Consider the following 13,475-nt stretch of genomic DNA (forward strand, 5'->3'; position numbering starts at 1 on the left):
CCCTTCACCGGCGCGTTACGTCGTCTCACCAGTCAGTCAGGGGTTTCGCGCAGCGGTCGCACCCCGCTTCAATCTGGACTTATCCGATCGCGGCAGTCCAGTTTGCCGCGCGAGACGGCCCCCGGGCCCCCACCGAAGGACGAGACAGATGCGACGCCACCGGACCACGTTCCCCCTCGCCGCCGCCGCCGCGGCCACCGCGCTGGTCCTCACCGCCTGCGCGCCGACCGCCGTCGACGGCTCCGGGGGTGGCGACGGCGACGCGTCGGTCGAGCCCACCACGCTCTCGCTCGTGGGCTTCGCCGTGCCCAAGGCCGGCAACGACGCCGCCCAGGAGCTGTGGGCGGAGACCGAGGACGGCCAGGGCGTCACCTGGGAGACGTCGTACGGCGCCTCGGGCGACCAGAGCCGCGCCGTCGCCGACGGCCTCGACGCCGACTACGTCCACTTCTCGCTCGAGGGCGACGTCACGCGCCTCGTCGAGGCGGGGATCGTGGCCGAGGACTGGGACGCGGGCGAGAACGCGGGCATCGTCAGCCAGTCCGTGGTCGTGCTCATCGTGCGCGAGGGGAACCCGAAGAACATCCAGGGCTGGGAGGACGTCGTGAAGCCGGGCATCGAGATCGTCACGCCGAACCCGGGCTCCTCCGGCTCGGCCCGGTGGAACATCCTCGCCGGCTGCGGCAGCGTCATCGCGAACGGCGGGACCGAGGAGGACGCGACCGAGTACCTGCGCCAGTTCTTCACGAACGCCGTGGCGCTGCCGGGCAGCGGTCGCGACGCCACGACGACCTTCACCGCCGGGACGGGCGACGTCCTGCTCTCCTACGAGAACGAGGCGATCCTGGCACGCCAGAACGGCGAGACGTTCGACTACGTCGTGCCCGACCAGACGCTGCTCATCGAGAACCCGGCCGCCGTCACGGTCGACGCCGACCCGAAGGCGCAGAGCTACCTCGACTTCGTCCTCACGCCCGAGGGGCAGCAGGCGTTCGCGAGCAAGGGCTTCCGCCCGCTCGTCGGCGAGGTGGAGGGCGAGGTCGAGGGAGCCAACGACCCGAGCGACCCGTTCCCCGCCGTCCCGTCCCTGCTCACGATCGAGGACGACTTCGGCGGCTGGGAGGCGACGAACTCGACGTTCTTCGGCGACGAGGGCCTCGTGACGAAGATCCAGACCGAGACCGGGAAGCGGTGACCCGTGACCTCCACCGTCGCTGAACGACCGGGACGCCGGACGCGCAACGGCCCGTACCGGCTCACGGCCGCCTCGGGCCTCGGGCTCGGTGTCTCGCTCCTGTGGTTCTCCGCGCTCGCGCTCGTGCCGCTGGTGGCGGTCCTCGTCGAGACCTCCGCGGGAGGCTGGCCCGCGTTCGTCGCGGCGATCACCCAGCCCCAGACGGCGGCCGCACTCACGCTCACCGTCTCCCAGGCGCTCGCCGTCACGGCGGTGAACGTCGCCATGGGGACGCTCATCGCGTGGGTCCTCGTGCGCGACTCCTTCCCGGGCAAGCGGATCCTCGAGGTCCTCATCGACATCCCGTTCGCCCTCCCGACGATCGTCGCCGGGCTCGTGCTCCTCGCGCTGTACGGACCGTCCGGGCCGCTCGGGGTCGACGTCGCGAACACCCGCGCCGCCGTCTTCCTGGCGTTCCTGTTCGTCACCCTGCCGTTCGTCGTGCGCAGCGTGCAGCCCGTCCTCGCGGAGCTGGACCGGGACGTCGAGGAGGCCGCGTCGTCGCTCGGCGCGACCCGCGCCACGACGTTCCGGCGCGTGATCCTGCCGGCGCTGGCCCCGGCGATCACGGCCGGCGCGGCGCTGTCCTTCGCGCGGGCGATCAGCGAGTACGGCGCACTCGTCCTGCTCTCGGGCAACCTGCCGATGCGCACCGAGGTCGGTTCCGTCCGCATCCTCAGCTACCTCGAGAACGGGCAGCCCGAGGAGGCCGCGGCCGTCGCGTCCGTCCTGCTGCTCGTCTCGCTGCTCGTCATCGCGACGATCCAGCTCGTCCAGAGAAGGGTGGCCCGCCGTGGCTAGGCCCCGACCAGTGACCGACGGCTCCCCCGGCGTGCGGTACGCGGTGCGCACGCTCGTCGTCGTGTACCTCGTGCTCCTCGTGGGCTGGCCGCTGACCCTCGTGGTGCGCGGCGCGTTCGCCGACGGTCTCGAGACGCTGCGCACCGCGCTGTCCGACCCGAGCGTCGTCTTCGCCCTCCAGCTCACCGCGTCGGTCGCGGTCCAGGTCGTCGTGATCAACACGCTCTTCGGCGTCGGGATCTCGCTCCTGCTCGTGCGCTACGACTTCCCGGGCAAGGCGCTGCTCAACGCGCTGCTCGACCTGCCGCTGTCCGTCTCGCCGATCGTGGTGGGCCTCGCGCTCATCCTCGTGTACGGCCAGGACGGCTGGTTCGGGCCGACGCTCGAGGACGCGGGGTTCCAGGTGGTCTTCGCGCCACCCGGCATCGTCATGGCGACGGCATTCGTGTGCCTCCCGCTCGTGATCCGCGAGGTCGTGCCCGTGCTGACCGAGATCGGCACCGACGAAGAGCTCGCCGCGACGAGCCTCGGCGCCACGTGGTGGCAGACGTTCCGTCGCATCACGCTGCCCGCGATCCGGTGGGCGGTCGTGTACGGCGTCGTGCTCACGCTCGCCCGCGCTCTCGGCGAGTTCGGCGCGGTCAAGGTGGTCTCCGGCAACTTCGAGGGCCGCACCCAGACGTCCACGCTCCTCGTCGAGCAGCGCTACCAGGACTTCGAGCAGGGCACCGCGTACGCGGTCGCGTTCCTCCTCGCGTCCGTGTCGGTCGCGTGCATCGTCGCGGTCACCTTCCTGCGCTCGGACACGCCGTCCGCCGTCGCCTCCCCCGCCCGCCCCCGCACCACCCACCCCGCGAAGGCCGCCTCATGAGCATCGAGATCCGGAACGTCCGCAAGACCTTCGGCGACTTCGTCGCGCTCGACGACGTCTCCGTCTCCGTCCCGACCGGACGCCTCACCGCGCTCCTCGGCCCGAGCGGCGGCGGGAAGTCGACGCTCCTGCGCGTCGTCGCGGGCCTCGAGCAGCCGGACTCCGGCACGGTCGAGATCGAGGGCCGGGACGCGACGAACCTGCCCGCCCGACGGCGCAACGTCGGCTTCGTCTTCCAGCACTACGCGGCCTTCAAGCACCTGAGCGTCGCACGCAACGTCGCCTTCGGGCTGGAGATCCGCCGCACGCCGAAGGCCGAGACCGCCGAACGCGTCGACGAGCTCCTGCGCCTCGTCCACCTCGAGTCCTTCGCGCACCGGCTGCCGTCGCAGCTCTCGGGCGGGCAGCGTCAGCGCATGGCGCTCGCCCGGGCGCTCGCGATCCGCCCGAGCGTCCTGCTGCTCGACGAGCCGTTCGGCGCGCTCGACGCCACGGTCCGCAAGGAGCTGCGCGACTGGCTGCGCCGCCTGCACGACGAGATCCCCGTCACCACCGTGTTCGTCACGCACGACCAGGAGGAGGCGCTCGAGGTCGCGGACGAGATCGTCGTCGTCAACGAGGGCCGGATCGAGCAGGTCGGCACGCCCGACGACCTCTACGACCGGCCCGCGAACGACTTCGTCATGAGCTTCCTCGGCCCGGTCACACGGCTCGGCGGGGTCCTCGTGCGCCCCCACGACCTCCACGTCGAGGTCCTTCCCGACGGCGTGCCTCCCGCGGGCGACGCGCCTCACCTCGGCGGTCCGGCCGCCGCGCGCGGCACCGTGGACGGGGTCGTGACGCGCACGACGCGCGTCGGCTTCGAGGTGCGTGCGGAGGTGACGACCGCGGACGAGGTGGTGAGCGTCGTCGTGACGCGGGCCGAGGCCCGCACGCTCGGTCTGGCGCCCGGGGTCGCGGTGCGGCTCGCACCCGCCGAGGGCGCGCCGACGTCCCCCGCTCCCGCCGACGTCGTCCGCGTCGCCTGAGCGCAGCCGGCCAGGGCATCTCGGAGGGCTGACGGGAGTCGGCCCGAGCCGGCTCAGCGGCGGCCGCGCAGGCTCCTGCGGTCGGCGACGACGGCCCACACCCCGGCCACCGCGGCGCCGAGCGCCGTGCAGGTCAGCAGGATCACCGAGAAGTACACGCCGGGCTTGAAGACGCCGCGGACGGCGTCGGACTGCAGCCACGCGCCGCCCACGCCCAGACCGACCACGACGCCGAGGACGATCCCCACCGTGAAGAACGCGCGGTAGCGCGGCGCGCGGCGCACGGTCGTCGGGTCGACGACCTCCTCGATCTCGACGTCGTCGGCGGGCACACGCGCCGGGCCGCCCGCGGGCACGTCGACCGCGCCGTCGGCCGGGCTCTCGGCGGGCGGCAGGGGGTCGGACGCCGCGCCGTCGGGCCGGTCGTCGGGCCGGTCGTGGGGAGCGGAGGACTGGGAGCTCACGGGACCGACCCTACCCGCGCCGCCTGGGAGGCCTGTGCGGGCCGGACGCACCGCGACCCGGGTCCGTCGGACGGAACCCGGGTCGCGGTCTCGATCAGCGCGTCAGGGGCGCGTCACCCGCAGGTGATGCCCTCGAACGTGACCTTGTGCTGCTCGTAGCGCGGCGTGGCGCCCGGCACGTACCCGGCGACGGTCACCGAGCCGTCCTCGAGCGAGGACTGGCGGCTGTTGTACGCCTGGTACGCCGCCTTCCCCGGCTGGACCGCGGCGAAGCGCCTCTCGCCGAACGGCGTGTAGTGCCGCACGTCGATCGCCACGTCCTCGCCGTTGGTGGCCCGCACCGCGAGGTAGGCCGTGCCCGCGAGGCAGCGCGCCTGGGCGGTCACCTCGAGGTCGACGCCCGTCGGCTGCTCGGCCGCCTCGACCGTCACGGGGATCCGGGCGGTCGTGCCGCTCGGCTCCGCGACGACCCACAGGTCGTAGGCGCCCTCGCCGGCGTCGTCCGGCACGGTCGCCGTGAGCGTCGCCGCCCCGTCGGTCACCGTGGCCGTCCCGACCGCCTCGCCCGGGTTCTCCGGGTCGAACGTCCCGTCGGCGGGGACGAGGTATCCCGTGACCGCGGTGTTCTGCGGCGACCCGAGCGACGTGAGGTCGAGGCGCGACAGCGCGACGCTGACGTCCTCGCCCGCCGTGACCGGACCGGGCAGCTCGTCGACGACGACCCGCGACCGCGCGAACGACGGCGACAGCGGGGAGTTCTCGCTGAGGTAGGCGATCCACGCGTCGCGGTCGACGAGACCGGAGTCGCGCGGGTCGGTGCCCTCGGTGAACACCCGGAAGTTGTCACCACCGGTCGCGAGGAACGAGAACGTCGCGACGCGGTACTCGCCGTCGGGGTCGATCGGCTCGCCGTCGATGGTCACGGTGAGCACGTTGTCTCCCGGGGCCGCGTTCGGGTCGGCGGTGCTCGCCGTCCAGGACACGTTGTCCGACAGACCGAGAGCCAGGTACGGGCGCGAGGGGCGGTTGCCGTTCGTGTCCGTCTGCCACTGCTGCTCGAGCATCGTCAGGACCTGCTCGCCCGTGAGGGTCACGGTCCACAGGTTGTTGACGAACGGCAGCACCGCGTTCGCCTCGGCGTACGTGATCACGCCGTCCGCGCCCACGAGCAGGTCGCTGCGCAGGCCGCCCGGGTTGACGACGCCGAAGTCGGCGCCGCCACGCGCCGGGTCGGCGAGGGTGTCGCGGAGCGAGTTGGCGACGAGGTTGCCCAGCGTCGACTCGGAGGCGCGGTCGTCGCGCGCACCCGTCGGCGGGTTCGTGACCGGCGGCGCGACGTAGACGCCGTCGACGTACGAGCCTCCGGTCCACGCCGTCGTGATGTCGGCCGTGACCTCGCCGACCGGCTGGGACCCGATGACCTCGGCCTCGGCCAGTGCCGGGTCGAGCACGTCCTTGACCGCCTGCACGCGCGGGTAGGTCTGGACGAGCTCCTCCCACGGCGTCGACGTCCGCGGCACGTTGACCGCGGCGTGGTCGACGACCTCGCCGGTCTCCGTGTCCACGGTGAGCGTGATGCGCCCGACGAACTCGCCGTAGCTGCCGGTCTGGAGGATCGGGCGGGTCGCGCCCTCCACGCCGGGGACCGGCGCCTCCCACGCGTACTGCTTGTGGGTGTGGCCCGTGAAGAACGCGTCCACGCGCGGGTCCGTGCCCGTGACGATGTCGGCGAAGACGCCGCCCGCGGCGACCTCCTCCTCGAGCGTCGAGCCGTCGGGGGTGCCGGCTCCGGCGCCCTCGTGCACGAGGGCCACGACGACGTCGGCCTCGCCGTTCGCGTCATCGCCGTCCTGGAGCTGCGCGGTGACGCGGTTCAGCGCCTCGACGGGGTCGCCGAAGTCGAGGTCCGCGATGCCCGACGGGGTGACGAGCGACGGCGTCTCCTCGGTGACCACACCGACGAACCCGACCTGCACGCCGTCGATCTCGACGACGTCGTACTCGGGCAGGGCGGGGTTCTGCGTCCCCTTGTCGTAGACGTTCGCCCCGAGGTAGGACCACTCCGCCGCGTCGGCCACGCGACCGGTGAGGTCGTCGAAGCCGCGGTCGAACTCGTGGTTGCCCACCGCGGAGGTGGCGAGGTCGAGCGCGTTGAGCACGTCGATCGTGGGCTGGTCGTCCTGCGAGGACGACGCGAACAGCGAGGCGCCGATGTTGTCGCCCGCCGAGACGAAGGCCGTCCCGTCGGGGTTCTCGGCGCGCAGCTGCTCGACCGTGCCCGCGAAGGACAGCGTGTTGTTGGTGACGACGCCGGTGGTCCGGTTCGTCACGTACGGCTCGATGCGCCCGTGGAAGTCGTTGATCGCGAGCAGGTCGATCGTCGTGGTGCCCGGCTCGGCGTCGCCGCCGAGGTCGAGACCGACGAGGACCGGGTCGTGGTCGGACGACCGGAACGGCGACGTGTCGTAGAGGATCGACGCGTTGTAGTTGTACCGGCTGTACTCGTTCGCGATGGGCTCGACCGAGTTGATGTTCCAGATGTCGGTGCCCGTCACGACGTCCGCCGCGGCGGGCGAGGCGAACACGTGGTCGAGCGACCCGACGTACCCCTGGAAGAGGTAGCTCTGCTCGCCGGTGGACCCGCCGGCCGACGAGCTCAGTCCGACGTAGCCCGCGTCCTTGAGGACCTCGAGCGGGTCCTCCATCGAGTACGAGTTGAAGTCGCCCGCGAGCAGCACCTTGTCCGTGCCCGCGTCCGCCGAGACCTGGTCGGTGAAGCCCACGAGCGCCGTCGCCTGCTTGACGCGCGAGGCGTTCGACGCCCCCTGGCCGTCGCCCTGGTCGGCGTCCTCGCCCGATCCCGACCCCTTCGACTTGAAGTGGTTCGCGACGACGAGCACGTCGTCGTCCGTCGCCCCGGCGCCGTCCGAGACTCCCCCGGCCGGCTGGAAGACCTGGGCGAGCGGCTCGCGCGCGTTCGAGAACGCCGGGTCGTCGAGCAGGATCTGCGACGCGCCGACAGGCTCCGCCGAACCCACCTGGTAGATGTACGCGAGGCGGATGACGTCCTCGTCGTCGGGCAGCGCGGCCGGCGAGGGGACGAAGGCCCACTCGTCGGCGCCGGCGGCCTCGTTGAGCGCGTCCACGAGGTCGGACAGCGCCTGGTCGCGGTCCTTGCCGAACGGCGCGGAGTTCTCGATCTCCATGAGGGCGACCACGTCGGCGTCGAGCGCGTCGATCGCCGCGACGATCTTCGTCTGCTGCCGCTCGAGGTTCTCGTCGTTCGCGGCGCCGCGGGCGTCGCAGCCCTCGTCGACCGTGATCGGGTTGCCCGCACGGTCCGTGTAGTACTGGCAGCCGGTGAGCTCGTCGCCGGTCGTCGTGAAGTAGTTGAGGACGTTGAACGTCGCGACGCTCAGGTTCCCGCCGACCTCGGCGGGCGCGTCCTCGCGCGTGTTCTCGAACGTCGCCGGCTGGACCTCGGCGGCGTTGCCGCCGTCGCCCGCGCGCAGGTGCGTGAGCGGCTGGAACGTCCAGGCGTCGAAGCGGTAGTCGAGGACGACGGCCGTCGTGAACGTGACGTCCGCCCCGACGCGCGCCGGCGCACCGCCCGTGAGGTACGGCAGCGGGATCGCCTTGTTGGCGGAGCCGTTGAAGTTCGTCGTCGCGCCGTCGTCGAGCACGACGGCGCGCGCCGCCCGGTCCGCGACCGCGGCCTGGGCCTCGGCGGACCCGGGGCGACCGGCCGACGTCGGCTGGAGGAACGGCTCCGTGCCGGCGGCGAGAAGGAACGACCCGTAGTAGTTGGTGCTGTAGTTGTCGGCGATCGTGTACTCGCCGGCCGGCTGCACGAGCATGCCCTCGAGCGCCTCGCGCTCGGCGTCCGTCGCGGGGAACGCGACGTCCGCGGCCTTCACGGCCTCGGCGGCCTCGTCGAGCACCGACCAGCTGCTGGCGCCGGGGGTGATCTGCGTGAGCGTGTAGTACTCGGAGACGGTGCCCGTGACCTCCACGTGGTCGCCGACCTCGAGCTGCTCGGCCGCGGCCTTCGAGTACACGAAGATCGCGTCCGACGCGTCGTGGTCGTCGCCCGGGTCGCCGGTGCCCTCCGTCTGGAGGTAGAGGCCGTCGTAGCCGCCGGTCGGGTACGTCGCGGTGACGACGCCGCGCGTCGTGACGGTCTGCCCGACGAGCGGGCTCGCCGCGCCCGTCCCCTGGATCTCGGCGATCGGGACGACCTCGCCCGGCTCCGGGTCGGGGTCTGGGCCCGGGTCGTCGCCGCTGTTCTGCGGCGTGACCGTGCTCGAGACGGTGAAGTCGGCGCTGTTGTCGTCCGTGTCGACGAAGTTCGTGCGGTTGACGGACGCCGGCACGTTGTTCGCCGACGGCGCCGGACCGACCGCCGTCTCGAAGGTCAGCGAGGCGCCGTACCCGACGAGGTCGACGACGCCTGTGGCGCCCGCGACGTTGCCGGCGGGGAGGGTGAGCGCGCTCGTCGAGCTCGCGAGGGCGAGCGTGCCCGTCGTGCCGGACGGGTTGAGCCCGCCGGTCGCGTCCGGGGTCGGCAGCGCGGCGCCGTTGGAACCGTTCGACCCGCCCTGGACGAGGTAGTAGCCCCCGGGCGCGACCGTGCCCGTCAGCGGCGTGACGCCGGTGAAGGCGCCCGTGCCCGTCGCGGAGCGGTACTGCAGCGACATCCCCGAGAGGTCGATCACCGAGGCCGTGGGGTTGTACAGCTCGACGAACTTGTGGGTGTAGGGCGCGTTGGCGCTGCCGCCGCTCAGGTACGCCTCGTTGATGACGAGGCCGGACCCGTCGGCCGCGGTCGGCAGGGAGCCCGCCGCGGTGGCGGCGGTCGCCGACAGGGGGACGGCGAGCGCCGCGCTCAGCGTCGCTGCCACCACCTTTCCCCGTCGGTTCCCGCGCTGCGGCGGGAGGTGGTGGTGGGACACGCTGACTCCTTCATCTCGTGCGGACGGCCCCGGAGCGATCCGTCCGTGCAGGGCGCGGACGCGACGCCCTGACGCCAGGGTCATCGCAGCGCACGCGGATGAACGGACGGTTGCTGCCGGATCACCACCGCGAGAACGACACCGCACGTCGTCGTGCTGCGCCGGCCCGCGAGCGGCGGCCGATCATCCACCGGACGCTAGTCCTCCGGCTCTCCGGTCGCCAGACCAACGAGCGGAACGTTACTCAGTGGTAACACCGACCGCGGACTGTCGCTGCGAGATCGGCTCTTCGGCGCGAGATCGGCTCGTCAGAGGACCGATCTCACGCCGGGCCGCGTGTCTCGCGCCGAGCGACCGATCTCACCGTCGCCGTGCGGCCTGGAGCGGGAGGAGCCAGGACAGGTCGGCCCGTTCGCCCGACGCGCGGACCCGCCCGTCCGCGACGGCGTCGGCCCACGCGAGCTCGCCCGTCGCGAGGCCGAGCCACGTCTGCGGGTCCGTCTCGACGACGTTGGGCGGGGTACCGCGCGTGTGGCGAGGTCCCTCGACCGCCTGCACGGCACCCGCCGGCGGGACGCGCACCTCGACGGCGTGGCCCGGCGCGACGTCCGCGAGCTCCTCGAGCGTGAACCGCACCGCGGTCGTCACGTCCCGGCGCTCGGCGTGCCCGTCGCGCCACGCCGCGAGGGCGAGACGGCCGACGGCGGGGTCGGTGCGGCGTCGAGCAGGCATGGGACCAGCCTAGGCATCACCGCTTCTCACACGGGGATTCAGTTCCGCGGCGCCTTGGGCAGCACCGGCGCTCAGCGACCGAGCGCACGAGCGTCCATTCTGTCATCGGGTATCGTCGTACGTGTACGACGCCCGCGTACGACACTCCGCAGAGGAGTTGCTGTGAGTAGAACACTGACCGTTCGCTTCGCTGACGAGCAGTATTCCGAGATCGCGCGTCTCGCACGTTCCCAAGGGAAGACGGTCAGTGAGTTCGTTCGCGATTCCATTGCCTCGACGATCGCTCCCCGGCAGACGGATGAGGCCGGACTCTGGGAGGACCAGACGCCGCCAGGCCTCTCGGTGTTCGAGCGCAAGACCCTCGCGCTGCTGCACCGGATTCTGGCCCGCCAGGTCGAGCACGGCGAGAGGAAGCGCGTCGGCGAAGCAGCGGAGGATGGTGATCACGACTACCAGATCGAGAGAGCACTCGTTCTGGAGAACGGCTGGATCGAGGAGTACGGCACCGAGTTCGTCAGCATCGACCGTGAAATGTTTCGGACGGAGACCTCGCTCGTGCACGACATCCTTGAGATGTTCCAGAACCTTGAGCGCAGCTTCGACGCGCTGCGGCCAGGAGAATCCGAAACTCTGCCGTTCAGCCGTCCCGCCGTAGAGTTCCGCGGTTTCGACCTCAACGACCACCGCGAGTCGCGGATGCACTCCTTCGCGTGCCACCTGATCGAGAAGGGCCGATGGATGCCCATGGCCAAGTACTTCGACAAGGGTCGCGACGGCGGCAACTCTCACGCACCGCTCCTGCCCTCCTATTTGCGGAGGCTCGAGGCCTTTGCTCCGATCTGGCGCGAAAGGATGCGCCAAGCATCGACCTCGTTTTCTCCCGACGCATTCAACCTGAGCGCGGCCGAGATCCGCACCGTTGTCGAGGCTGGGCAGATCCAGTGAGGGCCGAGACCGGCCCTGTGGCGACGAGAAGCATCCTCCTGAAGACGCCGGGAGACGCCACATGAGCGGGCATGTGTTCGTCGACGAGTCAAAGGCTCGCGACTACCTTCTCGTGGCTGCCGCCTTCGTCCCCGGAGACGTCGCTCAGGCAACGAAAGACCTGCGAGCGCTCTACCACCGCGGCCAGCCTCGCCTGCACATGAAGAAGGAGGCCGACCCCCTCAAGCGCCGGTTGCTCTCCACGATCACTTCGATGCAAGGTCTCGAGGTACGCCTCTACCAGGCCGGGCGCGTCTACCGTACGGAGTGGGAGCGCCGGGAGCGTTGCCTCGTCCATCTCGTGCGCGACCTCGCATCAGCCGGACACGACCGGTTGTGCCTCGAGCGCGACGAGTCGATCGAGGAGAAGGACCGGCGCGTGATCTACCGCGAAGCCACTGTGGCCGGAATCCGCGACGGACTTTCGTACGAGCACGCAAGCGCTACCGCGATGCCGCTGCTCGCTGTACCGGACGCGATCGCTTGGGCATGGGCCAAGGGCGGAGACTGGAAGCGACGCTGCGAGCCCGTCGTTCGGGACGTTGTCGTGGTCTAGAAAGCGCGAGACCCGAGCGCCACGACCATTCCGGACGGGTCTCGGGTCCACTTCCCACCGCTAGTGCGGAAGGCTGGTCAACACTCTACGTCGCGGTGTTGACACCGTGCAAGACATCGACGAGTCGCCGCGCCACGCCATCCGCCAGCCGAGTCGAGGCTCAACCGGCGGTGAAGAGCACGCGGCGGTCGGCGACCGACGCCTCGCGCAGCGTGACGCGCACGGGGTCACCGAGCGGGAGGTCGGCGCCCTCCACGGGGGCGCGCACCGCCGGGTCGGCGAGCACGACCTGACCGCGACGCTCCGGCCCGCGACCGGTGTCGCCCGTGCGCTCCCGGCGTCGGTCGCGCTCGCGGTCGTCCTCGACGTCGACGACGACGCCGTCGAACACCTCGCCGACACGTCCGGCGAGCAGCGCCGCCTCGACGACGTCGACGATCGCCCGGTCGTACGCGCTCGCCCGCTGGCCGGTCCGCGCCATCGTGCGGGGCAGCCCCGGCAGCGCGTCGAGCACCCAGCGCGGGACCGGCTCGCCCGCGCACAGCGCGAGGCACACCTCCGTGCCGTACCGGTCGACGAGACGGCGCAGCGGCGCGGTGACGTGCGCGTACTCGGCGGCGATCGCGGCGTGGGCGGCGTCGCCGGGCACGCCCGGTTCCTGGCCGGTGCCGCCGAACGCCTCGTACGACGCACCCCGGAACAGGCTCGTCGCCTCGGTGAGGAACGCCGCGTGGCGGGGCTGCGCGGAGTCGAGCGTCGGCACGAGGTCGCCGTACGGGACGTCGCCCGGCCAGTCGATGCCGAGAGCGCGGGCGGTCCGGCGCAGGCGCGCGACGTCGCGCTCGTCGGCCTCGGGCAGCGCGCGGAAGACCCCGACGCCTCCGGCACGCATGATGCGCGCGGCGGCGATGCCCGTGAGGAGCGAGATCTGCGCGTTCCATCCCTCGGCCGGGAGGGTCGCGCGGAAGACGAGGCCGAAGGACCCGTCGTCGTGCGCGACGATCTCCTGCTCCGGGACCTCGAGGGAGACGCCGCCACGGTCGCGCTCGCGCTGCCGTCGCAGCTCGCCGACCACGCGCAGCAGCGCGAGCGTCCCGGCGGTCTCCACCGAGCCGTCGGGACCGTTCCCCCCGTCCTGACCGTCCGCGCCGTCCGGCCCGTCCGCGACCGGCGCGAGCGCGTCGATGCGCGCCTGCGCCTCCTCGTACGTGAGCCGCTCGCGCGAGCGCACGACGGCGCGGCGCACGGTCGCGTCGACGATCTCGCCGGCGGCGTCGAGCACGATGCGCCACGCCGCGGCGCGGCGGTCCTCGCCCGGCAGCAGGCTCGCCGCGCCCTCGGAGAGCGCGGCCGGGTGCAGCGGCGTGCGCTCGTCGGGGGCGTAGAACGTGCTCCCCCGCTCGTGCGCCTCGGTGTCGATCGCGCCACCGGCTTCCACGAAGGACCCGACGTCCGCGATCGCGTAGTGCACGACGTACGCCGCGCCGCCCTCCGCGGCCGTGCCCGCCGGCTCGAGGAACAGGGCCTGGTCGAGGTCCATGGAACCGGGTGGGTCGATCGTCAGGAACGGAAGATCGCGCAGGTCGACCCGGCCGTCGGTGCGGGCAGCGCCGTCGGGGCCGCCGGCGCCGTCGACCTCGACGTTGGTCGCAGCGTGCGCCGCCGCCGCCTCCGCCTCGGAGACGACCTCCGGTCCGAAGCCGTCGGGGATCTCCATCTCGCGCCGGAGCGCGGCGAGCGCCGACCGGACGTCCCGGGTGGCGTCGGGGGCGGGGGCGAGGCGGACCTGGGGACTGGGCACGGTCCGACCCTACCGAGCGTCGTCGGGCCGCGGGGGCGCGACGCGTAGGCCG

At 72.3% G+C, this 13,475-nt stretch carries 10 protein-coding genes; 6 read left to right on the plus strand and 4 right to left on the minus strand.

Annotated elements, in window-relative coordinates; all coding sequences use genetic code 11:
• Positions 1–148 precede the first annotated feature (148 nt).
• The 4 genes from AC4H2G_RS02740 to AC4H2G_RS02755 are packed head-to-tail and all read left to right on the plus strand — an operon-like array spanning position 149 to position 3,934.
• On the plus strand, positions 149–1,195 hold the full coding sequence (locus tag AC4H2G_RS02740; RefSeq protein ID WP_494364222.1) for a sulfate ABC transporter substrate-binding protein: 1,047 nt from the start codon (positions 149–151) through the stop codon (positions 1,193–1,195).
• Positions 1,196–1,198: 3 nt separating this feature from the next.
• Positions 1,199–2,035: a sulfate ABC transporter permease subunit CysT gene (cysT, locus tag AC4H2G_RS02745; protein WP_494364223.1), complete on the plus strand. Its 837-nt coding sequence runs from the start codon at positions 1,199–1,201 to the stop codon at positions 2,033–2,035.
• Between the two features lie 10 nt (positions 2,036–2,045).
• Complete coding sequence (locus AC4H2G_RS02750; RefSeq protein WP_494364224.1) at positions 2,046–2,906, plus strand: sulfate ABC transporter permease; 861 nt, start codon at positions 2,046–2,048, stop codon at positions 2,904–2,906.
• Positions 2,903–3,934, plus strand: coding sequence for a sulfate/molybdate ABC transporter ATP-binding protein (locus tag AC4H2G_RS02755; protein ID WP_494364225.1), 1,032 nt, complete (start codon positions 2,903–2,905; stop codon positions 3,932–3,934). The genes AC4H2G_RS02750 and AC4H2G_RS02755 overlap by 4 nt, the downstream gene beginning before the upstream one ends.
• 53 nt (positions 3,935–3,987) lie before the next feature.
• Here the strand turns inward: AC4H2G_RS02755 and AC4H2G_RS02760 are convergent, their stop codons facing one another.
• The 3 genes from AC4H2G_RS02760 to AC4H2G_RS02770 all read right to left on the minus strand — a co-directional run bounded on the left by AC4H2G_RS02760 (position 3,988) and on the right by AC4H2G_RS02770 (position 10,082).
• Entirely contained in the window at positions 3,988–4,398 is a 411-nt protein-coding gene (locus AC4H2G_RS02760; protein ID WP_494364226.1) for a hypothetical protein, read from the minus strand.
• Between the two features lie 113 nt (positions 4,399–4,511).
• Positions 4,512–9,350, minus strand: a complete 4,839-nt coding sequence (locus AC4H2G_RS02765; RefSeq protein ID WP_494364227.1) for an ExeM/NucH family extracellular endonuclease — start codon at positions 9,348–9,350, stop codon at positions 4,512–4,514.
• Between the two features lie 360 nt (positions 9,351–9,710).
• Positions 9,711–10,082, minus strand: coding sequence for a sterol carrier family protein (locus AC4H2G_RS02770; protein ID WP_494364228.1), 372 nt, complete (start codon positions 10,080–10,082; stop codon positions 9,711–9,713).
• 162 nt (positions 10,083–10,244) lie between these two features.
• On the opposite strand from AC4H2G_RS02770, the gene AC4H2G_RS02775 reads away from it, so the two are divergent.
• Positions 10,245–11,027, plus strand: a complete 783-nt coding sequence (locus AC4H2G_RS02775; RefSeq protein ID WP_494364229.1) for a YfbU family protein — start codon at positions 10,245–10,247, stop codon at positions 11,025–11,027.
• Between the two features lie 61 nt (positions 11,028–11,088).
• Positions 11,089–11,622: a hypothetical protein gene (locus tag AC4H2G_RS02780; protein WP_494364230.1), complete on the plus strand. Its 534-nt coding sequence runs from the start codon at positions 11,089–11,091 to the stop codon at positions 11,620–11,622.
• Between the two features lie 160 nt (positions 11,623–11,782).
• On the opposite strand, the gene AC4H2G_RS02785 is transcribed toward AC4H2G_RS02780, so the two are convergent.
• Positions 11,783–13,423 (minus strand): RNB domain-containing ribonuclease, encoded by a 1,641-nt coding sequence (locus AC4H2G_RS02785; protein WP_494364231.1) that lies wholly within the window; start codon positions 13,421–13,423, stop codon positions 11,783–11,785.
• Between the last annotated feature and the right edge of the window lie 52 nt (positions 13,424–13,475).

This window comes from Cellulosimicrobium sp. BMG9.23 (assembly GCF_059159985.1).